Here is a 25,011-nt window from a genome sequence, read left to right as displayed (position 1 = left end):
GCACAAAGGAAAAGGGACATGTCCAAGCATTGGTCTTTCGTTGCAAGCGTCGGCCTGCTGGCCATGACCACGGCATCCGCGCCAGTTGCTGCTGCGGACACCGCGCAGCAGCAACTGGCCAGCGACACCTGCGCGGCTTTGCACGCGGCAGCAACAGCGATACCCGGCAACGGCCCCATGCTGCTGCCCAGCTATCCCAGCATCAAGGACGCCGGGGACGACGCCAGCCTCGCGCTGGAACACGTGGCCTTCGTCTACGACAACGCCTTGGCAGGCATCGCCCTCACCGCGTGCGGGGAACCGGCCCAGGCAAAACGCATTGCCGATGCGCTGGTGTTCGCTGCCGCGCACGATCCAAGCTTGAAGGACGGCCGCCTGCGCAATGCCTATCGCAGCGGCACCGTCGGTAGCGGCCCGATGGCGCTGACGGGCTTTTGGCAAACCCACGGCAACTATTGGAGCCAGGATCCTTATCAGGTCGGCACCGCCACCGGCAACGCGGCATGGGCAGCGCTGCTGCTGCTGACGGTGTACGACCAAACGCACGATCGACGCTACCTGGATGCCGCCACGGCGCAATTGCAGTGGATCCAGACGCGCCTCAACAAAATCGCGCCGCCCGCTTACGAGGGCGGCCTGTTCGGCTACGACAACACCCAGCGCGTGCAGCATTGGAAATCCACCGAGCACAACATCGACATCTACGCGGCCGCCACCTGGGCCTATCGCGAAAGCCACGGTGCCGAATGGGCGCAGCAGGCGAAGCTCGCCGGCAGTTTCGTCAACGCGATGTGGGACGGCACGGAGCATCGCTTCCTGGTCGGCACACTGGACGACGGCAAAACCCTGTCCCGCGACAAATCCGGACTGGACGCGCAGGTATGGCCGCTGCTCGCCTTTCATCCTCGCCCCTCCACCTGGAACCAGGTGTGGACCTGGGTCCAGACCCAGCACGGCAGCGGCGCGGGCTACGGCTACCGGCGCCACCCGGACGGCATCTGGACCGAGGGCACCGCACAGGTCGCCACTGCCATGCAGGCAAGCGGCAAACCGGTGCCCGATGCGCTGTGGCAACTGCTGATTGCCCAGCGTGACGGCGAAGGGATGCTCTATGCGACACCGCAGGCGCGCATCGCCACCGATTTCGCGATCGGCCCCACCTCCACCCATGCCGACTTTTTCTACTACCACCTGCCACACTTGGGGGCCACGGCGTGGGCGGCGCTGGCCGCCAAGGGCTGGAACCCGTTTACCGGAAGCCCGATAACGCCCGGCGAAAACCGATAAGGCCGGAGCGGAATCACCCTACCCGGTAGCCGCTCCCAGGGCACCAAACACCCATCGAAGCCACCCGAAAGCCCGGCCCGGCCGGCTTTCGTTCCAGAACCGTCACGATTTTTCCGCTAGACTCGGCTTCCCGCCCTTATCCGGGCTGCATTTTCAAGAGTAATGAACGAGGACCCTGGCAGTACCAGCGGCCCAGTCCACCGAAAATGGTGGGATCGACTGGGCCACATGTTTTCCGGCGAACCCCGCAACCGCGAAGAATTGATCGACGAGTTGCGTACCGCCCAGGCCAACGGCCTGCTTAGCGCCGACACACTTCCCATGCTGGAAGGCGCGCTGCGAGTCACCGAACTCAACGTCGACGACGTGATGGTGCCCCGCGTACAGATCGTGATGATCGACGTCGACGCCCCCCTGACCGACATCCTCGCCGCCGTGGTCGAGTCCGGCCACTCGCGCTTCCCCGTGCACGGCGAAGACAAGGACGACATCCTGGGCATCCTGCTGGCCAAGGATCTGCTCAAGTATTTCGGCAACGGCCACGACTTCGATCTCCGCTCGATCCTGCGCCCGGCCGTGCTGATCCCCGAGTCCATGCGGCTCAACGTGCTGCTGGCCGAATTCCGCCGCAGCCGCAACCACATGGCGCTGGTGGTGGACGAATACGGCGGCGTCGCCGGCCTGATCACCATCGAAGACGTGCTGGAGGAAATCGTCGGCGAAATCGACGACGAGCACGACGACGAGGAAGAACCCGAGCTGATGCTGCCCCAGGCCGAGGGCGAATGGATCGTGGACGCCCTCACCCCCATCTCCGATTTCAACGAAGAAATCGGCGCGAAGTTCTCCGACGAGGAATTCGACACCATCGGCGGCATGGTCACCTCCGAATTCGGCCACCTGCCGGAAGTGGGCGAAGAAATCGCCATCGGCGACTTCCTGTTCCACGTCACCCAGGCCGACGACCGGCGCGTGCAGCAATTCCGCGTCGTCCGCCGGTAGCCTGCCTTGCCCCTCCCCCTGCGAGCAGGGGGAGGCTGGGAGGGGGTAAAGCTCTTCAATCCCAACCCACGCCAGCGTCAACGCGCAACAAACGCCCACACCCCAGCTTCCCGATAAGCTACCCACCTTCCGCCCACCGGTTTCGCCCATGACGCTCGCCACTCGCCTGCTGCTGACCTTCGCCCTGCTCCTGTGCAGCGCATGCATCACCGCCAGAGCCGACGTCAGCAACGCTCCGGGCGCCAACCTCGAAATCTCGCTGATCACCTACGGGCCCGGCGACATCTACTGGGAGCGCTTCGGCCACGACGCCATTGAACTGCGCGACACCGTCAGCGGCGAAGAGGTGGATTTCAACTACGGCGTGTTCTCCTTTGAGGAAAAGAACTTCTTCCTCAACTTCGCGCGCGGCCGCATGCATTACCTGATCGATGCGGAAGTCACCACCGACGAAGAAGCGTTCTACAAACAGGCCGGACGCTCCGTCACCCAGCAACGTCTCGCCCTCACGCCGGACCAGGCGGCAGCGCTGCGCGACTTCCTGCTGTGGAACCTGCGCCCCGAAAACGCCACCTACAACTACGACTACTACGTCGACAACTGCACCACCCGCGTGCGCGACGCACTCGACCGCGCACTGGGCGGCATCATCAAGGCTCGCCTCACCACCCTGCCCGGCGGCATGACCTACCGCCAGCAAACCGTGCGCCTTATGAGCGCGCAACCCTGGCTGATGCTGATCCTCGACCTCGGCCTTGGCCCCTACGCCGATCATCCGCTCAACGCCTGGCAGGAGAGCTTCCTACCGGCCGAACTGCAGAAAAACCTGCACAACATCACCGTACCCGACGGCCACGGTGGCACCCAGCCGCTGATTCAAAGCGAAAACCTGCTTTCGCCGAACCGCCTTGACGCCCCACCCGCCACACCGCCGGACCTGCGCATTCCCCTCGCCATCGCCGGCCTGTTGATCGCCGCGCTGCTCGTGCTCGCCTGGTATCGCGCCCCACTGTTCTATGCACTGCTGGGCGATCTGTTCCTGCTGCTCGCAGGCGTCTGCGGCTTGCTGATGCTGGCCCTGTGGACCCTCACCGCCCACCACTCCGCCTGGGCCAACGCCAACCTGCTTCTGTTCAATCCACTGGCGTTTGTACTGCTGCGCCCACTGTGGCGTGCGCACCGGCGCATCGCACTATCGCGATTCGCCCACGGTGTTCTGTTGCTTCAGCTGAGCGCACTGCTGATTGCGCTGGCCCTGCACCTGTTGCCCGGTGTCGTGCAACAGAACCAGCCGTGGATTCTGTTTGCGCTGCCGTGCTGGCTTGCGCTGGCGCGGACCTTGAGGAAGTCGCCATCCACCTGATGAGCAATCAGCCCTCGCCTTCCCAACTTCGAGAAACAGCTATTTGTTCGCACCAGACTGATTATTATCGAATTTGATTCGATTCATTAAAGCCGGCGCGAGTGTGGCAGCAAACGTCGCAGTCAAGTGCTGCGAATCTCGAAAAATTATCATCCCATTCCGCTCGGCGCTGCAAACCTCACCTGGACAAATATTGGCGCTGACATCGATGCCCTCCACATTGTTGAAGCTCCCTAATGTCCGTTCAATGGATGCATAGACGACATCCGAGTTGCCCTCCTTTAAGGAAGAACTACACATTTCATGCCCCCGCAACCATTGAGGCCTGAAAGCATGTTCAGCCAAACAATCCGGGCCATCGAACGTCAGATGTGGCGTCGCACGCAAAAGATAAACACGCTTTGCCGCAGCACTGACAAGCTTCAATACTCTTGCAGACTCATCCGCCCATTCCTTGGGTTCGGACGTCGAGGTAACCTGCGAGCTAATCAGAACGATATCCGGCCGCATCTGCGCCAAATCCGCCAAGACAGTCCTGCGCCACGTATCACATTCTGTATACATGCGCCCGATGCGGGGATAAAAGATCGATTTATCGATCATTGGGCAAGCCGACTTGGTCAGGACCACCAGCCGCCAATCGGGTCGGTCAAAGACCTTTGCTACGGCCGGAAACCATTGCCCAGCAATGCTATCCCCTAGCAACACTGCGGTGTGCTTAGCCTTCGCATCACCAAAATCGCAAGGCTTCACCCGATCACTAAGATACGAATCATCACAACCCATAGCGTAAATCAGAGGCTGATCCCTTCGTGATATATCAAAGCGCTGGTAAGCCGGGTTACTCAGCTCGCCTCCCGCTCCCACAGTCCAACGTCCCAAAACCCAAATGGACCCCGCCATGACTGCGAATGCCACACATGTCGCTATACGTTTGTGAGATAGCCACCAGCGCTGATGACGTATAGGTGACTCGACAAATCTGTACGAGACGAAAGCAAGCACGAGCGATACCGCCACATATGCACTTCGATATACCGGAGTATCCACTCCCGTCAATGCATACCCAAGCAAAAGCACCGGCCAATGCCAGAGATACCAGGCATACGAAACTCGCCCGATGGCCTGCAATGGCGTCAATGATAGAAACCGCTGTATGAACGTATCAGCCCCCGCACTTCCCGAACCGATGACGAATGCGGCACCCAGCGTAGGAATCAGTCCCAGCAAACCGGGGTAAGGCACATTCGCACTCAACGAAATGCCACACGCCAGCAATAGCATCAAGCCTACTGCACCGAGCAAAAGCTTGTGTCGCCCTATGCCACCCCAGTCGTGCAGCTTGCCCCCTTCTTCCTGAAATTCGAGCCATATCAGCGCTCCGGCTGCGAATTGCCAGGCACGCAAGGGCATCAAATAAAATGCCCACTGAGGAGCCCTGTATGTCGCCACCACGCAGGCGACCAGACTGAGTCCTGCAAACGCCATCATCCCCAAACGCAGACGACCGAAGCTGACTTTCCTCTCCTTTCTGCGCAGCAACCAATAAACCAGCACCGGCCAGATCAGATAAAACTGCTCCTCCACACCCAGAGACCAAGTGTGGAGATAGATATTGGTTTCCGTGCCCGCCGCAAAGTAGTCGAGCTTCTGAAAAGCAAAATAGAAATTACTGATCCACTCAGCGGCCGCAACACCCGTCAGCGATTGGGATAGTTGCTGCGATGGAGCCAGCAGCAACGATGCGGCCAGGCAGGTGGCAAGCAACATCAGAGCCAAAGCCGGCAACAGCCTTCGAAGGCGACGAAGATAGAAGTCGGCGAACTGAAGCCGTCCTGTCCAAGTAATTTCCTTCGCCAGCAGCCCCGTAATAAGAAACCCTGAAAGCACGAAGAAAATATCGACCCCGACGAACCCACCCTGCAACCAGGGCACCCCAGCGTGTACGCCAACCACAAACAGCACTGCGATGGCGCGGAGCCCTTCGATGTCGCCGCGATAACCTAGCCGATATTCCTTTTTCCGCTCCATCCACCCGCCCCCTGCCTTGGCCAACGCCAGCCATCATAACGACGTTCCAATCCCATACCATCTGGAAAGGCTCGTACACGAGTCGCAACGATCATCCATTTGCGCCCCGCCCCTGCGAGGCGGCATTATTCTGACATGTCGACAGCGGAACGCTCATCAGTCACTCCCATTCCTTTCCCGGAAGGCATGATCGTCAATTGCGTTGCCTATAGGAAAGACGGCAGCCGTCTCGACGACATTCAAATCGAGGACATCGACGAGACCCTGAGGAAGCCCGAGACGTTTGTCTGGGTCGGCCTGCACGAACCCGATCAGCGCTTGCTGCTGAAATTGCAAGACGAGTTTGGCCTTCACGATCTTGCGATCGAAGACGCCCAGCAGGCACACCAACGCACAAAAATTGAAGCGTACGGTGACGCACTCTTTATCGTCGTACAAACCGCTCAATTAATCGAAGGACACATCGCCTTCGGCGAGACCCACATTTTTTTCGGCGCTCGCTATTTGATTACAGTCAGGCATGGCGCGTCGCTATCCTACACACCCGCACGACACGCCTGCGAGAAGACACCTGACCTCCTTGCTCACGGCCCCAGCTACGGCCTGTACGGGGTACTCGACTATATCGTCGACAACCTCCTCCCCATCGTGCGCGAATTCCGCGAAGAACTGCAAACGCTGGAAAACGACATCTTCGCCGACACCTTCAACCGCAACACCGTGCGCCGCCTGTACGACATGCAGCGCGACCTGATGACCCTGCGCCTGGCCGTTTCGCCCATGCAGGACGTCATCAGCCAACTGGTACGCCTGCACCCGGAACTGATCCCAGACGAATTGCGCGTCTACTTCCGCGACGTCTACGACCACGTCTTCCGCGTCAACGAATCCATCGGCGCCATGCGCGAAATGCTCACCGCCGCCATCAACGTCAACCTCTCCCTGGTCACCTTCGGCCAGAACGAGGTGATGAAAAAACTCGCCGGCTGGGCCGCAATGCTCGCCGCCCCCACTCTCATCACCAGTTGGTACGGCATGAACTTCACCCACATGCCGGAGTTGGCAAAGCCGTGGGCTTATCCCACCATCATCATGGTGGTGGCCAGCGTGGTCGGCGTGATCTACGTCGCACTCAAACGAGCACGCTGGCTGTGAGAACCCCTATCTAAATCTGAGTCATTCATCGCGCTCGCGCTCCACCGCTCTCGCACAGTCGCTACTGGTATCCTTTTGCGCAGAACAAGCAAGTTATTATCCAGGGGAGCGCATGCGCAAAGAAGTAACCGTATTGGCGTTCGCCATTGTACTGATAGCGATTGCGGCGCTCTATTGGCCCGTTATCCACGCAGATTTCGTGTGGGACGATTGGCCAAGCTTTCACGATGAGCCGTGGCTGACTCAGGGCAACCTCTGGAAGCACTACATCTTCAACGGCTTCAACGGCTGGTCATTCTATTTCAGACCGCTTGTGCTCGCTTTTTTTACGCTCCAGCTACGCATCTTCGACGGTATGCCGGGGCCGATGCACGTGGTCTCGTTAACCTTGCATCTACTGAACACGATTCTGGTAGGCCTGCTTGCCTGGCACTGTGCCGGCACACGCACGAAGGAATCGCGATATCGCAGCTTCACGACCATTACGTGCATGGCTGTTTATGGCCTTCATCCCGCCCTGATTGAGCCAGTAGCCTGGATCGGCTGTCAGTTCGAACTGATCACCACCATGCTCATTCTGCTCGGCTTGCTTGCCAACCTGGGCATTCAGCACAAAGCAAGCCGGGCCGCAAGCGTATCAGCATTCTTCTTTCTTGCCGCGTGCTCCAAAGAATCAGCAATATCTTTCCCAATATTGATTGCCATTTTCGATTGGGCGTTCCGCCTCGATCCTACTCAAAGACAACCTGTAAAAGCCTTGCGTCAACTTCTAAGTGAAAATTGGCAGTCTTATGCGGGACTGCTTGGCGCAGGTGCAGCGTACTTGCTATTTCGCCACTGGGGATTGGGAGGCTTTATCGCCCATGCAGGGCAATCACCCATCACGCCACCGAATCCATTGAGCGGCCATCCTATCGCACGAATTCAAGAAGTTTGCGCCATCTACGTACACTATTGGCGCCTTATGGTCTGGCCCATGCCGGGAATAGGTCCAATTCACCCCCTCGACAGACACATCTTTCAAAGCATATCGACATCGGCTTTGATGATCGATGCACTGGCGATCAGTATCGTAGCGTCCGGGCTATATTTCAGCATCACGCGCCAAGCAAATGCTGGTTACATCGCACTCGCCGTAACAGCGTCATTACTTCCCGTTTTGCATATTTTTGGGGCTGATTTCGACATAAGCCTCTACCACGAAAGATATGTTATGACGGCTCTCGCCACGGCCTGCGGTATGTTTCCGCTGATATGGCCTCGCAATCTGCCCACACAGAGCCCCAAGCGATGGCTCGTATTGCCTTGCGTGATCGCTGCCACATTCTGGCTTATCTTTGCGGCGATCGACATTCGGCTGACGCTACCCATGTGGACAAACGATACCAACCTGTGGCGCTGGGCACTCAGCATGTATCCCCACGACTCCCAGTCCAGGCAAAATCTGCTCGACGCATATCTGCGAAACAAGGACGAAACCGGCTTCCGCAAACTTAGCATCACGATCATCGAAGACCGCGTCCCCTGCCGCTATTGCCTGCTGCTAATAGCAAGACATGCGGCGTTTGATAACGATGATCCGGTTACGGCGAGCATGGCACTGGACAAACTCAATCGCATCGGCCCCGACGTATCCAACTCACCTGCCCTGCAACTGTATCTTATGGCAACCGGACGCACTTATTTGCTGCAAGGTCGTTACGATGAGGCCGTCCGTACATTCGCCGAAGCCGTCAAGACGTATCCTTTCGACGCACCCGCGCAACTGTCCCTTGCTAATGCCCTGGCACTGGACGGCCAGTCCGGGCCTGCCCGCGAGATGGGTATGATTGGCATCGCCATGCTACCTGCTCGGCAACGCTCGGCAGCGTTAGCGTTGCTGAACGACAATATATCCAACGGATTGGCCCGCAGCGCCGGGGTTGAATCTGGTGAAAAGCAACAGGAGAGAGCCCGGTGATGCTGACCGAAGAGGACATCGTATCCACGCTCTCGCCACTCAATGGCGTCTACTTTCACATAGATGATTTGCAAGCATATGCCCACAAATTATTGATCAACGGAAAGTCCGTATGCACGTGGAGTGACGGCATCCTTATTTCATACGTACTCTTCTATGACAATGGCCCCGAAGTATTCATTTCGATGGTCTGGACAAACCCCAAGTTTCAAAACAAAGGCCATGCGACTCTTTTGCTAGAGGGCCTGATACGTGCCAGAACAAAACCCATTTCACTGGAGGTCGACGCAGACAATCCGGCCCGTCTCCTTTATCGAAAACTCGGATTTCGCTCTACGAGCACGAACATCTCACGAGAACGCATGACAGTGGACCGCCGCATTGCCATCATGCAGCCTTACGTCTATCCATATATAGGCTACTTTCAGCTGATAAACGCCACTGACTTTTTCGTTTTCTACGATGACGTCAACTATATAAAGCGCGGCTTTATCAACAAGAACAATATTCTACTGAATGGTGAAAAATTCAGCTTTACCATACCTATCGCAAATGCCAGCCAGAACAGACTGATCAAAGATACGCACCTTCTTGCCGATGATCGATGGAAGGACACTTTGATCAAACAGCTCATTCATGCCTACAAGAAGGCCCCATACTTCAATGAAGTCATGGCAAGCATCATAGAGGTAATCGAACAACCTCATGCCTCGATTGCCGATATGGCCATCACATCCATCGCGAGCGCCTGCAATTACCTGGACCTTCAATTCACTCACGCAAAGTCTTCCGACTTCTCCCCTGAGACGCAGGGAATGGAAAAATCCGAGCGACTTGTCGCCATTGCAAAAAAAGCAGGTGGCGAGCGTTATGTGAATAGCATCGGCGGCATGGAACTTTACAGCAAAGATGCCTTTACCGAGAAAGGCATGAATTTGTCTTTTCTTGAATCAGGGAATATCGAGTACCGCCAATTCGACGATGCTTTTCTACCCAGACTCTCCATCATTGACGTAATGATGTTCAACCATGCAGAGGCATGCAAAGATTTTTGCAGCAGATATTCAATCGTTTAAGGAACTTTTCTTTAGCTGCGACTTTTCTCCGATCTAAAACATTAGACCGGTGCTTCGCAGCCCCTCCTTTCATAGCTCGGAACTTGCCGCACACAGTGATCCGTTCGCTCCACGCTGCGTAGTCAGCTGCATAGGGGAACATCTCGTTGCCTTGATTCCTCTTTTAGCCGCTTAGATGCGGCACGCCCTTCCTCACGCGGCGTGCCGCGGTAGCGATCATGCGGCAGTAACGGGTTATCCACCCGGCTCAGGCGGGAGCGTGCCGGCGTACTGGCGCAGGTAGTAGAGCGCGGCGTGCAGGCCGCTGGCTTCTGACGGGATCAAAGGCCAGGGGCTGATCGGGTCGCGGGTGCGACCGATGCGTGCGCGTTTGTAGGCTTCGCTGTATTCCAGCAAGGCTTCGATGGTGCCGGTGGCATGGGCGACGCCAGCGATGCGCGCACGGTTGCTCAGCCGCTTTTGCTGCGTGCGGCTCAGTGGATAGGGCTGGTAGTTGGCGAACGGGAAGGATTCTGAAACGGGTTCGTTGCGAACCGATGGGCGTGCGTCTGCCGTATGATCTTGGGTAGCCATGATCAACTTCCTATGAGTTGGTTTTGGTTAGCGGATCGTGGGAGCTCGTTACTCTCACGGTCCGCGACTTCCACACATTGCTGCATGGGTCATCGACGTTGCTTGGTTAGCGTTCGCGTTGATGACGGTGCCAATTTATCAAATGAGCGCGCGGGACCCGTGTAGGGGATCGATGGCAGGTTTTGTACGTGTGGGCGCTGGGGGAATCGGGGTTTGCTTGCGGTACTGAGGCGTGCGCTGATGTGGGATCGCTGAAAAGCGGGAAGGAAAAGCTTTTCCTTCGGAAAAGTCGCGCAAGAGTGGCCCCTCACCCTGCCCTCTCCCCGAAGGGGAGAGGGAAAGGCTTGTTCTCCAGCGTCTACGTCTTACTTGGTCGTGGAGGTGGACGATGCGTCGGGCGCGGTCCACTTTTTCAGCCACGCGTTGACGGTTTCGTGCCACAGCACGCTGTTCTGCGGTTTGAGCACCCAGTGGTTCTCATCCGGGAAGGTGAGGAATTCGCTGGGAATGCCCTGACGCTGCAAAGCGGTGAAGGCGCCCAGGCCCTGGGTGATGGGAATGCGGAAGTCGTGGCCGGAATGCACCACCAGCATCGGCACGCGCCAATCCTTGACGTGATTGACCGGGTTGAACTTCTCGTAGTTCTCCGGCGCATTGAACGGTGTGCCGCCGTTTTCGTGTTCTTCGAACCACAGTTCTTCGGTGGCGTAGTACATCATGCGCGCGTCGAACACGCCGTCGTGGTCGACCAGGCACTTCCACGGTTTGTTCCACACGCCGGCGATCCAGTACGTCATGTAGCCGCCATAGCTGGCACCGAGGGCGCAGGCGCGATCGCTATCGAGGAAAGAGTATTTATCCAGTGCGGCTTGCCAGCCGAGCTTGAGGTCTTCCAGCGGCTTGCCGCCCCAATCGCCCGAGATGGAGTCGGTGAAGGCCTGGCCGTAACCGGTGGAACCGTGGAAGTTGATGGTGACCACAGCGAAGCCCTGGCCGGCGTAGGTCTGCGGATTCCAGCGGTAGCTCCAATCGTTGGTCATCGCGCCTTGCGGACCGCCATGGATGATGAAGGCGACCGGGTATTTCTGGCCGGCCTTGTAGTCCACCGGCTTCACCACGTAGCCCTGCACGGTTTCGTTGTTCCAGCCCTTGAAGGTGAAGAACTGGGCGTCGCCCATCTTGGCGTTCTTCAGGCGCTCGGCATTGAAATGCGTTACCTGCTTGAGGTCTTTGCCCGCGGCGGAAACCGTGTAGAGATCGGACGGACGCTTAAGGTCATCGCGCGCCAGCAGGATGCGATCGCCTGCCAGGCTGTAGGCGCTTACCGAGCCATCGGAGACCAGCTTGTCGACCTTGCCGCTGGTCACGTCCACGGCGAACAGCGGGTGCTGACCTTCGTCGTCGGCCGTGACGTACAAGGTTTTGCCGTCAGCGCTGACCTGCATGCTGCCGGGGGAGCGGTCCCAGGACGGGTCGATCTCGCGAATGCTGCCGGTGGACAGGTCCATGGCCATGATGCCGAAGCGGTCGGCCTCGAAGGCCGGGGTTTTCATCGCCAGGTAGTACAACGTCTTGCCGTCCGGCGAGGGCACCGGGAAAGCGTCCCAGGCCTTGTTGGCAGCGGTGAGGTTTTGCGGCGCGGCCGAACCATCGGCCGGTACTTTATATACGTCGAAATTGGTCGACCACGGCTCGCTGTTGCCAGCGATGCGTACGTCGAAGTACACCGTCTTGCTATCCGGCGAGTAGGAGAATTCGCTCTCGTCGCCAAATGGCTTGCTGGGGATATCGCCGTCGATGCCCTTGCTCAGCAGCGTGGGTTCGGCCGGCAGGCTGCCGTCGGCGCCGAAGCGGGCGATATAGAGCTGGTCGCGGCGGCCGTCGGACCAGTTATCCCAGTGGCGCACGAACAGCTTGGTGTAGAGCGTGCCGGTGGATTTGTCCTTGGCGCGGCCGTCCAGGCGCTCCTTGGTACAGGCCAGGTCGTCGCAGTCGGTAAACACGGCGTAGGAGAGCAGCACGCTCTTGCCGTCGGGCGAGAGTTTGTAGTCCTCGATATCCAGCGGGCCGTGGCTTATCTGCACCGGCTTGGCCGATGACAGATCCAGGCCGCTCTTGCCGGCAAAGATATCCAACCGCCACAGTTGCGCGATGTCACCGGCGGCCGCCACGTAATAAAGGCTATGCCCGTCGGACGACCAGCGGGCCGAAGAAGCCCCCTTCACCGCCAGCTTCACCGGCTGAGCGCCGGACTTGCCCAGGTCCAGCACATAGAGCGCATTGACCCCCTTGTTGGCCGCGTAATCGGTACTGCGCACGCTGAAAGCCGCATAGCGGCCATCCGGCGACAGTTGCGGGTCGCTGACGCGCTCCATCATCACCAGGTCGTGCACGTTGAAGGCATGCGGACCGTGGTTTTCGACCGGCACGCCGCTGGGCATGGGGGCCGCGGCAACGGGGAGCGCCAACGCCAGCATCAGCGCAGCAAACAGGGGCTTCATGGGAACTCCTTGAGAGGTAGTGCGGTAAGGCGCCGACGGTAAGGGGGGCGACGGCTTCACGCAAGCTCGGGCGGCCCGGGTGGCGGAAAACCGACACTCGCGGAACCGCGGAACCTATCACATTCCCCGGAAAAGCTTGGCACAGAACGTGCGACTAAACGGCCGATACACAGGGGAAAACGATATGTCGGACCGACGCACCACCGCAGGATTTACCTTGATCGAGTTGATGATCGTGGTGGCGATCATTGCCATTTTGGCGGCTATTGCCATACCGCAGTACGAGGTCTATGTGGCTCGCTCGCAAGTTACTGCCGGTCTGGCGGACATCACCCCTGGGCGCACTGCCTATGAACTGCTGATCGACTCCGGCGTTCAGACCAATGGCACCTATACGGATGTCAATAACCTCAACCTTCAACCAACCACACCGCGCTGCCTCATTTCGTCATCGCCGCTCACCAATGGTCAGGGCAGCATCACCTGCACGCTGATCAACTCATCAACCCTGATAACCAACGGCACCAGCACGATCACCTGGCAGCGAAGCGCCAGCGGCAGTTGGCAGTGCATCGCGGCCAACCTGCCCAGTGCGGCCCTGCCCCCTGACTGCACGGAGTGACGTTGACCCAATAGGCAGTGACCAATCACGTCACTCTCTGCCCAGGAGGGTCCATTCCACCCCGCGCTATTCGACATAGTCCACAGTTCCGCCCTTTGCGTCCCATCAAGCGCTTGTTGGGTACTGAGACCCCATGCACAATCCCTCCACCTCCCGTCACGGGGCTAGCCAGGAGCAGGAGGTATGGCATACATAGTGCTACCGCTAGCGAGAGCTTCCTGATTGTTCCTGACCTCGTGTTGGGGCCGGCACCGCAACAAGCGATGCCCGGGCGGGGCGCAGGGGGCGACTAAAAACGGTCATTTCGACCTAAACAGAGGAACCATCATGAAGAGCGTGCAGAAGGGCTTTACCCTGATCGAACTGATGATCGTGGTCGCGATCATCGCCATCCTGGCGGCTATCGCCATTCCGCAGTACCAGAATTACGTTATCCGCTCGCAGGTCACCCGCGTGATGGGCGAAACTGGCGACCAGAAAGTGGTGGTCGAAGATTGCCTCAATAACGGCATTACGGCTGTCGGCACGAGCCCTTGCCTTTCGACGGCGACCACGTCCGACCTGCTGGGTGCTGCCGGTACCGGTGGCAAACCGGTCATTGTCATGACTAGCGCGCCGGTGGCAACGATCACTTCCACTTTCGGCGACCATGCCAATACCGCCCTTACCGCTGCGAGCGCCTCGTTGGTTTGGACCCGCTCGGCGAGCGGCGCATGGTCCTGCTCGGTAACGGCAGCCATCGACAAGTATGCTCCGGCCAGCTGCCAGTAAGTTTAAGCATTGAGCAACTAATGCTTGACTGCAAAGGCCGCCACATGGCGGCCTTTGTCATTTCACCCAAATGCAATGATCGGTTATGCAAGAGCGCTCTTACCGCAGTCGTTTTATCCTAATCTCGCAACTGTTTGCCTTGCTGGCAATAACGGCACTGGTGTTTTGGCCAGGACTCAGTGGCGGCTTCATCTTCGACGACTACCCCATTTTCGCGGAGAACCCTGCCGTCCACGTCTCGGGCTGGCACTGGCAGGCATGGCAGAGCCTATGGGATTGGTCCAACTCCAATACGCAGCGCCCCCTGGCCATGTTCAGTTATGCGCTGAATTACGCTCTCGGCGGCAGTACCTGGGGTTTCAAGACGCTCAACCTGGCAATCCATTTACTAAACACCCTCTTGGTCTGGTTGCTCGTCCGCCGCTTGCTTGCGGCTGCGTGGCTGAAAACCCAGACCGACTTCATGCGCGTCGAATCTCCGGATACCGACATCTGGGCCTCTGGAATCGCCCTGGCCTGGGCCATCCACCCTCTACAAGTTTCTACAGTGATGTATGTCGTGCAACGGATGGAGCTGTTGGGCTTCACCTTCACACTGCTCGCACTGCTCGCTTACTGGCAGGCTCGGCAACGACAGCAAACAGGACAACTTGCATGGCCATGGCTGCTGTTAAGCGGCATAGCAATCCTGACAGGCTATTGTTTCAAGCAAACCGCCGTGCTCGCGCCAGGCTACGCCTTTTTGCTAGAGCTCACTGTATTGCGATTCAGAGCATCGCGGCCCAGCACCTGCAGAGCCTGGAAGATCCTCTATGCCGCGGGCTGTGTAGCTACACTGGTTATTTTTGTAGGCTACCTGCTGCCTCATTACGCAACCGCCGAGGCCTACGCCAAGCGCGATTACAGCGCATGGCAACGCGAACTCACGCAGCTTCGCGTGCTGTCGATGTATTTGGCTTGGTGCATACTCCCGCTACCCAGCCAGTTGCATTTCTACTATGACAACTACGCCGCTTCCGCCGGATGGCTCGATCCGTCCACGACATTGTTGAGTGGGCTGCTATTGCTCGGACTGGCTGGGCTAGCCGTAGCCGTGCGCTCACGCCGCCCCTTGATCGCGCTCGGCATAGGCTGGTTTTTCGTGGCGCACGCACTGACCAGCAGTCCGATACCGCTTGAGCTTGTGTTCGAGCATCGCAACTACCCCGCGCTGCTGGGAATCGTCATAGCCGCCACCGACCTGCTTTGGCTGGCCACTCGCCAAAGGCCTCCACGACTCGCAGCCACGATTGCATGCGTACTCCTGCTAAACCTGGGCTTTTTGACTACCTTGCGGGCTGCGACGTGGGGAAACCCCGTGCAACTCGCCATGACGCTCGCGCAAGACAACCCCTGCTCACCACGGGCCGCCCTGGATCTCGCAAGGCGCTTCGTAGAGCTGTCTAACGACAACCCCAATTCACCGATTTATTCGCTAGCCATTGATGAGTTGGAGCGCGGCGCGAAGCTGCCAAACGCATCCCCCTTGCTGGAAAACGCCCTTATTATCCAAGCTGCCAATCATTCCGGGCTGGACAGCACCCCTTGGTGGTCAAGCCTGGATCACAAGCTTCAGTTCTCCCCGCTTGGGCCCGAAGCCTATCTGGCGCTCCATGGCCTGTTACAAGCCAGACTCGTCCACGGCATAAACATCGATGCAAAACAACTCGCGCTGGCTTACCAGATTGCACTTAGCCGCAACCCCAACCGGGTGAGCCTTCACCTGGAATACGCAGAACTGGCACAAGGCCCACTCGCAGACCGCCCCCTAGCGACTGCCGAATGGAAAAAAGCCGTGATCCTGCAAAAAGATGTTCCCAACTACGCTAGTGGGCTGGCGGGGTATCTGATCCAAAATCATCTCGACCGCGAAGCGGTTGAAGTCATCGACGAAGCATTGAGCATCCATCCGCCTTTGGTCGATACACCAACCCTCCTGAACTTGCGGTCCCAGGCCGAACTTGCGACGAAGCGCCAAAACGAGCCATCCGGGACCTGATACTGCCAATATCAAGCGGTATCACGCACTTAAGCGTTACGAGCAGGCGGCCATTATGATAGGGCGATGAGCCCAACGTCTGACCACACAACTCAAGCAACAGCGGAACCGCCGCCGAAACTTCATCTCGGAAGGCAGGCGAGCATCTTCCGGGCCAACTGGTTCAATGGACGACTGCTGTTGCTCGCTGCACTTTGCCTGACGACTATGGCCTATTGGCCTGGGCTCTCCGGCGGTTGGCTATTTGATGACTATCCCAATATCGTCGACAACCCCGGGGTACAGCCAAACCAGCTCGATACAGCGTCGCTGGTGCGCGCAGCATTGTCGTCACCATCGAGCGACTTCAAGCGCCCATTGGCGTCATTGAGCTTTGCGCTCAATTACAGCTTCACTGGCCTCGATCCCTATTGGATGAAGGCCACCAACCTAATTATTCATCTGCTCAACGGTTGTCTCGTTTTCTTTCTCTCCCGACTGCTTTTGAAGTCAGCACGCCCGCATGCCTCAGAACGTAGTGCTGAAACAATCGCCGCCTGGGTAGCGGCATCCTGGCTGTTGCTGCCAATTAACCTCACTGCCGTTCTCTATACAGTCCAACGCATGGAGAGCCTGGCAAATCTGTTTGTCTTGCTAGGGTTGATTGGGTATGTGCATGGTCGCGTAAAATTGCTGACGCTTCCATCTGCGAATAATTTAGGCGCGATTGCACTTTGCACGGTAAGCCTAATAGGCGCGACCGCAATGGGCGCGACCGCAAAAGAAACAGCCGTAATGCTTCCGCTCTATGCCTTTCTATGCGAGTGGGCGCTATTTGGATTCTCCCGTGTCGGCAACCACGGCAAAGATTTCGAAGACCAGCACCATACCGCCCCGCCGAGATCGCGTCACGACGTTCGCATCATCACGTTATTTGTAGTGACTCTGTGGCTTCCATTAGGCCTTGGACTTGCGTGGTTACTGCCGGGAATCCTGAATCCCGCCTCTTGGGCAACCCGCGACTTTACGCTGCATACCCGCCTACTCACAGAAGCCAGGGTAGTTGTCGACTACATCGGCTGGATACTCTTTCCAACGATTGACACGCTGTCGTTCTATCACGACGACATTGCACTTTCGACCGATTTGCTGTCTCCCTGGACTACTCTAACAAGCCTCATCGCATTAGCCATGCTCGTAGCTCTCGCTCTATGGCTACGCAAGCGACGCCCTTTAATCACCTTGGGCATTGCCTTTTACCTGGCCTGCCACGTCCTCACTGCAACGATCATTCCCCTGGAACTGGTCTATGAACATCGTAACTACTTCGCCAGCTTCGGCCTGATGCTGGTGGTGGTTCCGCTGCTTGCCCCAGAAGGGTCGCAACAGGTAGGTGCCGACAACTATCGAGTAAGGCGATTGCTAGCAGTGCTGTTAATCAGCCTAATAACCTATTGGACCACTCTCACAACCATAACCGCGTGCGCATGGGGAGATCCCCTCAGATTGGCCGAAGCGTTAGCCGCGCGCGATCCATATTCGCCACGCGCTCAATATGAGCTTGGCCGTACTTACGTCATTTATTCTCACTACAACCCAAACTCACCGTTTACATTGCTCGCCTACTCCGCGCTTGAGCACGCGGCCAGTATTCCGGGTTCGTCCGTGCTTCCCGAACAAGCCCTGATATTCATGAGCTCGAGAATGGGCATGCCCACCAAAGCGAAATGGTGGTCAAGCATGGATCAAAAGCTAAAAACGCACCGAATCGCCGTTCAGGACGAAAGCTCCCTGCAAACGCTTACTGAATGCCTAAGAGACAAAACCTGCATTTTTCCGCAGGAATATCTTGGCAAAGCATTCGAAGCAGCCCTCACCCACCCCCAGCCCAGTGCTCGACTCCTGGCAATGTACGGCGACTATTCCTGGAACATTCTTCGGAATGAAGCACAGGGAGAACAGTATCTGGCCGAGGCTGTCGGCAAGGCCCCTACTGAGCCCGCCTACCGAATTTCCCTGATACGCATGCTCGCCGCCGAAGGCAAGTATGGCGAAGCCAACGCATCGCTTGCGCAACTGCGATTGCTGAATATCGGGGGGCGATTGACTGACAGCTTGAACGAACTACAGGCGCTTCCCGGCATGCGTAACCAGGTGACACCAGGCCAGTCCTCTGTTCCTTGAACAATTGACATAGCGGTCAACGATAAGCGTTAGCTCAATATTTGAAACCACGCGTCAGGTCCGACCAGCATTCCACCATGACAGCCATCCTCCCTGACAATATGCGCATCCTATTCATCAGCACGTCCTATCCCAAAGACCTCAAAGACTGGCGTGGTGTATTCATTCGTCACGTCGCGGGCGGACTAAGCCGGTTGGAACACGTCAAATTAAGCATCTGGGCACCACCGGGCGAATTGCCGCCCGATGTGCAATCAGTCACAAATATTTCCGATGATGTCTGGCTGTCTCGTCTAATGGCGGCGGGCGGCATCTCGCATCTCGTTCGCAGCGGCGGCGTTAAAGCCATGAGCGCGCCATTTGTACTGCTCTACAGGCTTCGAAAGGCCTATGAGCGCGAATCCCACAACGACATCTATCACATCAACTGGCTGCAGTGCGCCTTGCCTCTTCCCGACGATGGAAAACCTGCCGTCATCACCGCTCTTGGAAACGATCTGAAACTACTGAAGCTTCCTCTAGTACGACCGTTGCTCCGTCGGGTCATGAAAAACAGGAGGGTCACCATCTGCCCTAATGCGGAATGGATGCAGGCACCTCTTGAAGCGGCTTTCGGCGATGTCGCGCGCGTTCGACCCATATCATTTGGCATTGACAAATGCTGGTACGACATTGAGCGTCAGATCGACTCTTCACAACCCAAGCCCTGGCTCGCCGTTACTCGTCTCACCCACGACAAGCTAGGCCCACTATTCGAATGGTCGGAAAAAATCTTTCAACAGACTCAGCGTGAATTGCATCTATTTGGCCCGATGCAGGAACAGATATCAATTCCTTCATGGGTCCATTACCACGGCTCGGCATCACCCGACGATCTCGCTGCAAAATGGTTTCCAAACGCCTGTGGACTGATTACGCTGAGCCGCCACGCGGAAGGCCGCCCGCAAGTAATGCTTGAAGCCATGGCTTCCGGCCTCCCCATCATAGCTTCCTCCATGTCGGCGCACGCCAGCATTGTTTCACACGGCAGCACAGGATTTTTGTGCGAGTCGCCTCAAGAATATGAACGCGCCGTAGAGCGATTGGAAGACCCATCAACTAACCGGTCGTTCGGGCACGAAGCCCGAAGATGGGCGTTGCAAGAGTTTGGCACCTGGGACGACTGCGCCGGCCGCTACGCAGACATCTATCGCCAATTATTCGAGAATCATTCACATGCGTAATCACACCGTGATTCTTGGGGCCGGCGGCTTCATTGGGCGACATCTCGTAAACGCGCTGGCCCCCGTCAGCAAGAAGCTCACCGCACTGGTTCGACATCCTATCGACTTTGGCTACGCTAACGTCGAGACAGTGACGGGCGAATTCAAAGCCCCCGAAGACTTCTCCGCGGTACTCACGCCAGGATGCGATGTAGTTCATCTGGCATCCGTATCCACACCAGGAAGCTCCGCTGGGAAACCCACGCCTGAATTGCAAGGCAACATTCAGATAACCACGGCACTTCTGGAAGCACTGCAGAACCGCTCCGATGCAAAGCTTCTTTATATGTCATCAGGGGGCAGCCTTTATTCTGGAAATATCGAAGGAGAGGCTAGCGAATCTTCGCCGGTGAACCCGCGCTCCTATCATGGTGCCGGCAAATTTGCGTCTGAATGGTTCATTTCCGCCTGGTGCCAACAATACGAGGCGACCGCCACAGCACTTCGCCCGTCCAACATTTACGGCCCCGGACAGCCTGAGCGAGCTGGATTTGGCATTATCCCGGCCGCATTAGGTAAGACGATTCGCGGCGAAATGCTGCCCATTTGGGGAGACGGAACCACTGTTAGAGATTACTTGTACATCGACGACCTGATAAGTCTTTGCTTAAAGATCGTCGAGAGCCCCATGCCCAGGGGATTCAGCGTATTGAACGCTGGCAGCGGCTTAGGAATCAGCCTGAACGAGCTGTTAGACCTCGTTGAAAAGGTGACCCGGATGCCGTTAACGCGGCAATACACATGTAGTCGAGTTGTCGACGCCAAGCGCGTCGTACTCGACAACAATCTGGCAAGGTCTCGCTATGGCTGGATGCCAGCCACCACGATCGCCCGAGGCTTGGAGCAGACATGGAACTCGTACAGACTTACGCACCGGTAAGCCGGCCCGAGAATCCCACGTGCTCGGTGTGCATAGCCAATTACAACGGGCTCTCGCTGCTCAACGAATGCTTGAAGTCCGTAATGAATCAATCGGGAGAGCTGGATCTCGAAATCATAGTTCACGATGATGCATCGACTGACGAATCAGTCTCATATCTCCGAAAAAACTTTCCCAATATATCGATTCTGGCGAGCACCGAAAATGTTGGATTTTGTGTCAGCAACAATCGCATGGTGGAGTTTGCGAGAGGCAAATACATCTTACTTTTAAACAATGATGCGGCACTGGAGTCCAATGCGATCGAAACGCTACTGACAGCGTCGCAAGCACAGCCTTCAGAAGGAATTCTGACGCTGCCTCAGTATGACTGGAAGACTGACGTGCTAGTTGATCGCGGGTGCTTCTTGGACCCCTTCCACAATCCGGTACCCAACCTGGACATAGGCCGCGTTGACGTGGCCATGGTCATAGGTGCTTGCATGTTCATGCCTAGAAAGCTTTGGCATGATCTAGGCGGATTCCCCACCTGGCTCGAGTCTATCGCTGAAGACATGTATCTCTGCTGCGCAGCCAGGCTTCAAGGTATACCCGTGCAAGTTACAAGAGATAGCAGGTATCGCCATCTTCAGGGGAAAAGCTTTGGCGGCAATCGCGCAGATTCAGGGCGGCTTTCCACGACATTTCGCCGCCGCCGACTAAGCGAGCGCAACAAGACGGCCGTTTTGTTGGTGTGCACGCCCACCGCATTGGTTTGGCCGCTATTTGGACTACACATGGCGTGCCTAATTCTAGAAGGTGCTGCACTCACCCTGATTCAGCGAAACACGCGAATCTGGAAGGATATTTATGCCCCAGTTTTTTCATTTCTACGAAGCAACGGGCGCTCTATTCTAGTGAGACGAAAGGGCATGCAACAAAAAAGAAATGCATCTCTTCGCTCATATGCAAACACCTTTGTTCCGCTCCCACAAAAACTAAGATTATTTTTTAAACACGGCCTACCCACCATACGATAAATATTCATTCTCTACGAAAGAGCATAAAGGGCTCGAACAAATTGACTCCATTTTTAATGGGATCTACGCCCGGAAGAAGCTCTTCGTGGCTACGCACCATCGAAGACAAACCTGAAGCGCTGAATCGCTCAAATATATCTTTACCGTAAAGCCTGACGTGATCTTCCTGTCCATAGGCCATCAATCTGGCCATCTCACCCTGAATCCCGTCATCCTGCCAGGTTCGCTGAAGTTTACTGCTAAAAGGCGTTTGCAGTATTGCGTACCCTCCAGGCCTCAGCACTCGATATATTTCCGAAAGAGCCTGCATGTCGTCGTCCACGTGCTCCAAAACGTGATTCGCAATCAGCAAATCAAATGATGCAGATTCAAAACCCGTATTGAGTATGTCGATACGCTCTAGCTCGGGCCTGGAAGGATATAAATCGCATCCGACGTAACGCGACACACCTATTGCCGAAATCAGCCTGGACAACCGCTTTTCTGGTGCAAAATGCACTATCTGCATACTAGAAAGCCGGGACAACAGGCCAGTGGCTTCTAAATACATGTACAAGTGCCGTTCGCGATCATGCGCACCACACCGAGGGCATTCGAAGTTATCGACATCACTACCAATCCAATCAAGGCTTCGCATGAGCGGGGAAACGTCGACAACTCCCCCTCTGTAAGGCAAAAAGCCCCACACATTGTGACGACAGATCACACAATAGCGCCGACCGAACGGAAGCCAGCCAAGCGTACCGTACTGAATCAGCTTGAGTAATTTCATAGCTTGTTTTTTAACCTACCGGCGATAGAGAACTTTTTCGTTGCGAACAAGCCTACCCCATGCTTCTGAACAAATAACGCGCAGAATCGAGGACAAGGTTAGCAGCACCTCAACCACGGAACCGTAGGGTGAAACCTCGAATACGCGAGGCGCCCACTCACGAATCAAACTCCAACGCCGCATTCTTATTGCTCTAAATGTAACCCGGCGAAGAAAATCCGCCATCCCCTTTGCGAAATCGATGTCAGAGACCTTCGCCCTTGGAACATCCATCAGGGCCTCCCAGTAAAGCTGTCGAATTCGGTCATTTGCATTCAGAACCATCGATCCTGTCGAATTGACTCGATATCCAACCAGTGGCTCTGCTATCTGTGCGACAAACCCGTATCGGGCGTAGCGCAAATGCGCTCTGTAATCGATAAAAGGACCTTCGATTGCTGCAACATCCTTGATCAACTCCGCACGAGTGCACATTGAGCTTGCATTGAGGAAATTCCCTCTCCGCAGCAATCCCGCCAAATCCAGCTCCAAATCTCGAACATCATTAAAAAAACCCGTCTGGCCACCTGATTCATTGACAGTAAACGCATTGGTGTATACCGCCGCACATCCCGGATTGCTCTCGAGGAATGCAAGCTGCTTCTTCAATTTCCCCGGAAGCCAGTAGTCATCACCATCCAAATGCGCAACGAATTCACCCTTCACTCTTGCAAGAACAGCCTGGATATTCTCGGAAGGCCCAAGGCGAGATGCATTGCGCACATATCGAATCACTCCCGGATGTAAGTCAGCCAACTCTTTTACGATCGAGCCCGTTCTGTCACTGGAGCAATCATCCCCCACCAGGATTTCCAGCGAAACATCGGGACCTTGCGCCAATACGCTTTCCACGCACTGGCGAATATAGCTCTCTTGATTGTATGTAACGATACATACGGAAATGAGTGGGCTACGCATATCACTCCAAGCGATTGCAGCGCTTTGTCAAAATATTATGGAAGCAACTTAATCGCCGAGCTTTCTTGAAGAGGTAGCGACGATCAACTCAGCAACATCACGAACCGCCTTCAATCGGAACACAAACGTCGCAAAGAAATACAGTGATCCACCCAAGATGACGAGCCCGACCAGCTTTTCCGCCGGCGACGCATGCCAAGTTTGAGAGACCAAATACACGACTAGCGCCATCAACCCAGCCACCACCAGTGGAGGTGAAAAGTCCAACAACTGCTCAACGAAGCCATACTGCAGGAATCGCTTCGAATAGTGTGCATTTATGAATAACGCCAGCACGCTAAAAATCACCTGACTCCAAGCAACCCCCAACACCCCAAACAAAGCTCCGATGCATGTCAGCACAACACCCAGCACTTTCTTGATGACCTCCAACCGAAGCATAAGCTTGGAGTGCCCCTGAGCCATGAGCACGTTGAGGTTTATTACGTGAAGCGGGAGAAGTATGCAGGCCAGACACAGCACCCGCAAAGAAGGAACAGCCGGAAGCCACTGCGCGCCAAAAAGGACCCTCACCAGGGGGTCGGCCAAAGCTGCCATACCAAACATGGCGGGTGCATTGATGAGGATCACTCCCCTCACTGAAAGCTGAACCCCTCTCCTCAATTTCGACTTATCGTCTGCAGCGAATGAGAACATGGGCAGCGCCACCCTCGTTAACACTCCGACGAGAAAAGCACCGGGAAGCTGGGAAGTATTGTCAGCGTTGTTGTAATAGCCGAGTTCGCGCGCGCTATATAGCTTTCCGATCACCAGGGTATAGAACTTGGCGTAAACCACATCGAGTACACCGGATACCAAATGGTATCCGCCGAAACCAAATAATTTTTGTGCTGACGATGCGCTCCACACCCACGCAGGCCGCCAAGGATGCCAGACCCAAAACAAGCAAGTGGATACGGCCGTCATTGTCACGATCTGGGCCACAAGAGCCCAAACCCCGTAACCATTTAAAGCCATCAAAATGGCGACGCATCCGGACACAACGGCAGAAACTAGGCCAACGCGCATTTGAAGGCGAAAATTGAGCTGCTTGGTCAGCAATGTGCGATGAATGGTACCAAGCGCCCCCAAAAAGACGTTCACTGCCATCACGCTCATAAGTGATGAAAGCACTGGTTGAGCGTAGAAGATGGCTACCAAGGGCCCAATGGCACAATAAGCCACGGCCACAACAACGCCAATCACCAAATTGCACCAGAAAACAGTCGACTCGTCGACGTGATCGACCCGCTGGTTTTGTATGAGGGCAGCGGAAAATCCACCATCCACGACTGCCGTTGCAATCCCCGTAAACAAAGTAAGCAAAGCAACGGTACCGAAGTCAGTGGGACTAAGCATTCTGACCAAAGCGATCGTAAATAAAAACTGCATCGCTTGCCGCAGGATAATATCCGCACCACTCCACATCGTGGCGGAAAGAGCTCGAGCCTTTAGCATTTACTAGCACTTTTCATGGGCCAAACCCTTGTTGCCTACGAGCCATTTTCTACCAAATCTGTCGCCCAAGCCCCTTCGACGA

At 56.3% G+C, this 25,011-nt stretch carries 19 protein-coding genes; 13 read left to right on the top strand and 6 right to left on the bottom strand.

Features of this window, described 5'->3' with window-relative positions; genetic code table 11:
* The first annotated feature begins 18 nt into the window (after positions 1-18).
* The 3 genes from ISS99_RS11070 (at position 19) to ISS99_RS11060 (ending at position 3,652) form a co-directional block, all read left to right on the top strand.
* The gene (locus tag ISS99_RS11070) at positions 19-1,287 is read left to right on the top strand and encodes a hypothetical protein (protein ID WP_204631691.1); all 1,269 of its coding nucleotides are present in this window, start codon (positions 19-21) and stop codon (positions 1,285-1,287) included.
* 162 nt (positions 1,288-1,449) lie between these two features.
* A complete protein-coding gene (locus ISS99_RS11065; RefSeq protein ID WP_204631690.1) occupies positions 1,450-2,289 on the top strand; it encodes a CorC family transporter in 840 nt (279 codons plus the stop codon).
* Between the two features lie 148 nt (positions 2,290-2,437).
* On the top strand, positions 2,438-3,652 hold the full coding sequence (locus ISS99_RS11060; protein WP_204631689.1) for a lipoprotein N-acyltransferase Lnb domain-containing protein: 1,215 nt from the start codon (positions 2,438-2,440) through the stop codon (positions 3,650-3,652).
* A 39-nt stretch (positions 3,653-3,691) separates the two neighbouring features.
* Here ISS99_RS11060 and ISS99_RS11055 read toward each other — a convergent pair whose 3' ends face one another.
* On the bottom strand, positions 3,692-5,683 hold the full coding sequence (locus ISS99_RS11055) for an acyltransferase family protein (protein WP_204631688.1): 1,992 nt from the start codon (positions 5,681-5,683) through the stop codon (positions 3,692-3,694).
* A 135-nt stretch (positions 5,684-5,818) separates the two neighbouring features.
* Here ISS99_RS11055 and ISS99_RS11050 point away from each other — a divergent pair, with 135 nt between their 5' ends.
* The 3 genes from ISS99_RS11050 (at position 5,819) to ISS99_RS11040 (ending at position 9,874) form a co-directional block, all read left to right on the top strand.
* Complete coding sequence (locus tag ISS99_RS11050; RefSeq protein ID WP_239537906.1) at positions 5,819-6,838, top strand: magnesium and cobalt transport protein CorA; 1,020 nt, start codon at positions 5,819-5,821, stop codon at positions 6,836-6,838.
* A 112-nt stretch (positions 6,839-6,950) separates the two neighbouring features.
* A complete protein-coding gene (locus tag ISS99_RS11045) occupies positions 6,951-8,798 on the top strand; it encodes a tetratricopeptide repeat protein (protein WP_204631687.1) in 1,848 nt (615 codons plus the stop codon).
* Positions 8,798-9,874 carry a WbqC family protein gene (locus tag ISS99_RS11040; protein WP_239537954.1) on the top strand — a complete coding sequence of 359 codons (1,077 nt, stop codon included), beginning with the start codon at positions 8,798-8,800 and terminating at the stop codon, positions 9,872-9,874. Before ISS99_RS11045 ends, ISS99_RS11040 begins: the two co-directional genes overlap by 1 nt.
* A 234-nt stretch (positions 9,875-10,108) precedes the next feature.
* Here ISS99_RS11040 and ISS99_RS11035 read toward each other — a convergent pair whose 3' ends face one another.
* Together ISS99_RS11035 and ISS99_RS11030 are read right to left on the bottom strand one after the other, a co-directional pair.
* Positions 10,109-10,447, bottom strand: coding sequence for a hypothetical protein (locus tag ISS99_RS11035; protein WP_204631685.1), 339 nt, complete (start codon positions 10,445-10,447; stop codon positions 10,109-10,111).
* 365 nt (positions 10,448-10,812) lie between these two features.
* A complete protein-coding gene (locus ISS99_RS11030; protein ID WP_204631684.1) occupies positions 10,813-12,948 on the bottom strand; it encodes a S9 family peptidase in 2,136 nt (711 codons plus the stop codon).
* A 184-nt stretch (positions 12,949-13,132) separates the two neighbouring features.
* On the opposite strand from ISS99_RS11030, the gene ISS99_RS11025 reads away from it, so the two are divergent.
* From ISS99_RS11025 to ISS99_RS10995, 7 genes are all read left to right on the top strand, one after another.
* A complete protein-coding gene (locus ISS99_RS11025; RefSeq protein ID WP_204631683.1) occupies positions 13,133-13,570 on the top strand; it encodes a pilin in 438 nt (145 codons plus the stop codon).
* 327 nt (positions 13,571-13,897) lie between these two features.
* The gene (locus tag ISS99_RS11020; RefSeq protein WP_204631682.1) at positions 13,898-14,341 is read left to right on the top strand and encodes a pilin; all 444 of its coding nucleotides are present in this window, start codon (positions 13,898-13,900) and stop codon (positions 14,339-14,341) included.
* 85 nt (positions 14,342-14,426) lie between these two features.
* Complete coding sequence (locus ISS99_RS11015) at positions 14,427-16,379, top strand: tetratricopeptide repeat protein (RefSeq protein WP_204631681.1); 1,953 nt, start codon at positions 14,427-14,429, stop codon at positions 16,377-16,379.
* Between the two features lie 66 nt (positions 16,380-16,445).
* Positions 16,446-18,542 (top strand): hypothetical protein, encoded by a 2,097-nt coding sequence (locus tag ISS99_RS11010; protein WP_239537905.1) that lies wholly within the window; start codon positions 16,446-16,448, stop codon positions 18,540-18,542.
* A gap of 77 nt (positions 18,543-18,619) precedes the next feature.
* Positions 18,620-19,765 carry a glycosyltransferase family 4 protein gene (locus ISS99_RS11005; protein ID WP_239537904.1) on the top strand — a complete coding sequence of 382 codons (1,146 nt, stop codon included), beginning with the start codon at positions 18,620-18,622 and terminating at the stop codon, positions 19,763-19,765.
* Positions 19,758-20,684, top strand: coding sequence for an NAD-dependent epimerase/dehydratase family protein (locus ISS99_RS11000; protein WP_204631680.1), 927 nt, complete (start codon positions 19,758-19,760; stop codon positions 20,682-20,684). Before ISS99_RS11005 ends, ISS99_RS11000 begins: the two co-directional genes overlap by 8 nt.
* Entirely contained in the window at positions 20,654-21,703 is a 1,050-nt protein-coding gene (locus tag ISS99_RS10995) for a glycosyltransferase family 2 protein (protein ID WP_204631679.1), read from the top strand. The genes ISS99_RS11000 and ISS99_RS10995 overlap by 31 nt, the downstream gene beginning before the upstream one ends.
* Before the next feature lie 4 nt (positions 21,704-21,707).
* Here ISS99_RS10995 and ISS99_RS10990 read toward each other — a convergent pair whose 3' ends face one another.
* From ISS99_RS10990 to ISS99_RS10980, 3 genes are read right to left on the bottom strand one after another with little or no spacing between them, the layout of a single operon-like run.
* Complete coding sequence (locus ISS99_RS10990; RefSeq protein ID WP_239537903.1) at positions 21,708-22,475, bottom strand: class I SAM-dependent methyltransferase; 768 nt, start codon at positions 22,473-22,475, stop codon at positions 21,708-21,710.
* A 15-nt stretch (positions 22,476-22,490) separates the two neighbouring features.
* A complete protein-coding gene (locus ISS99_RS10985) occupies positions 22,491-23,432 on the bottom strand; it encodes a glycosyltransferase (protein ID WP_204631678.1) in 942 nt (313 codons plus the stop codon).
* Positions 23,433-23,480: 48 nt separating this feature from the next.
* Entirely contained in the window at positions 23,481-24,929 is a 1,449-nt protein-coding gene (locus ISS99_RS10980; RefSeq protein WP_204631677.1) for a lipopolysaccharide biosynthesis protein, read from the bottom strand.
* Positions 24,930-25,011 lie beyond the last annotated feature (82 nt).

Origin of the sequence: Dyella mobilis (genome assembly GCF_016904945.1) — a bacterium.
Taxonomy (GTDB): domain Bacteria; phylum Pseudomonadota; class Gammaproteobacteria; order Xanthomonadales; family Rhodanobacteraceae; genus Dyella_B; species Dyella_B mobilis.
The sequence above is the reverse complement of the archived record's forward strand: the minus strand, read 5'-3'. Positions and strand labels throughout refer to the sequence as shown.

What these genes read in the sequence shown, in the direction of transcription:
- ISS99_RS11035 (WP_204631685.1), bottom strand. Translation starts at nt 10,447, where the DNA reads ATGGCTACCCAAGATCATACGGCAGACGCACGCCCATCGGTTCGCAAC.
- ISS99_RS10985 (WP_204631678.1), bottom strand. Translation starts at nt 23,432, where the DNA reads ATGCGTAGCCCACTCATTTCCGTATGTATCGTTACATACAATCAAGAG.
- ISS99_RS11005 (WP_239537904.1), top strand. Translation starts at nt 18,620, where the DNA reads ATGACAGCCATCCTCCCTGACAATATGCGCATCCTATTCATCAGCACG.
- ISS99_RS11010 (WP_239537905.1), top strand. Translation starts at nt 16,446, where the DNA reads ATGAGCCCAACGTCTGACCACACAACTCAAGCAACAGCGGAACCGCCG.
- ISS99_RS11025 (WP_204631683.1), top strand. Translation starts at nt 13,133, where the DNA reads ATGTCGGACCGACGCACCACCGCAGGATTTACCTTGATCGAGTTGATG.
- ISS99_RS11060 (WP_204631689.1), top strand. Translation starts at nt 2,438, where the DNA reads ATGACGCTCGCCACTCGCCTGCTGCTGACCTTCGCCCTGCTCCTGTGC.
- ISS99_RS11065 (WP_204631690.1), top strand. Translation starts at nt 1,450, where the DNA reads ATGAACGAGGACCCTGGCAGTACCAGCGGCCCAGTCCACCGAAAATGG.
- ISS99_RS10995 (WP_204631679.1), top strand. Translation starts at nt 20,654, where the DNA reads ATGGAACTCGTACAGACTTACGCACCGGTAAGCCGGCCCGAGAATCCC.
- ISS99_RS10980 (WP_204631677.1), bottom strand. Translation starts at nt 24,929, where the DNA reads ATGCTAAAGGCTCGAGCTCTTTCCGCCACGATGTGGAGTGGTGCGGAT.
- ISS99_RS11020 (WP_204631682.1), top strand. Translation starts at nt 13,898, where the DNA reads ATGAAGAGCGTGCAGAAGGGCTTTACCCTGATCGAACTGATGATCGTG.
- ISS99_RS11015 (WP_204631681.1), top strand. Translation starts at nt 14,427, where the DNA reads ATGCAAGAGCGCTCTTACCGCAGTCGTTTTATCCTAATCTCGCAACTG.
- ISS99_RS11070 (WP_204631691.1), top strand. Translation starts at nt 19, where the DNA reads ATGTCCAAGCATTGGTCTTTCGTTGCAAGCGTCGGCCTGCTGGCCATG.
- ISS99_RS11045 (WP_204631687.1), top strand. Translation starts at nt 6,951, where the DNA reads ATGCGCAAAGAAGTAACCGTATTGGCGTTCGCCATTGTACTGATAGCG.
- ISS99_RS10990 (WP_239537903.1), bottom strand. Translation starts at nt 22,475, where the DNA reads ATGAAATTACTCAAGCTGATTCAGTACGGTACGCTTGGCTGGCTTCCG.
- ISS99_RS11030 (WP_204631684.1), bottom strand. Translation starts at nt 12,948, where the DNA reads ATGAAGCCCCTGTTTGCTGCGCTGATGCTGGCGTTGGCGCTCCCCGTT.
- ISS99_RS11055 (WP_204631688.1), bottom strand. Translation starts at nt 5,683, where the DNA reads ATGGAGCGGAAAAAGGAATATCGGCTAGGTTATCGCGGCGACATCGAA.
- ISS99_RS11050 (WP_239537906.1), top strand. Translation starts at nt 5,819, where the DNA reads ATGTCGACAGCGGAACGCTCATCAGTCACTCCCATTCCTTTCCCGGAA.
- ISS99_RS11000 (WP_204631680.1), top strand. Translation starts at nt 19,758, where the DNA reads ATGCGTAATCACACCGTGATTCTTGGGGCCGGCGGCTTCATTGGGCGA.
- ISS99_RS11040 (WP_239537954.1), top strand. Translation starts at nt 8,798, where the DNA reads ATGCTGACCGAAGAGGACATCGTATCCACGCTCTCGCCACTCAATGGC.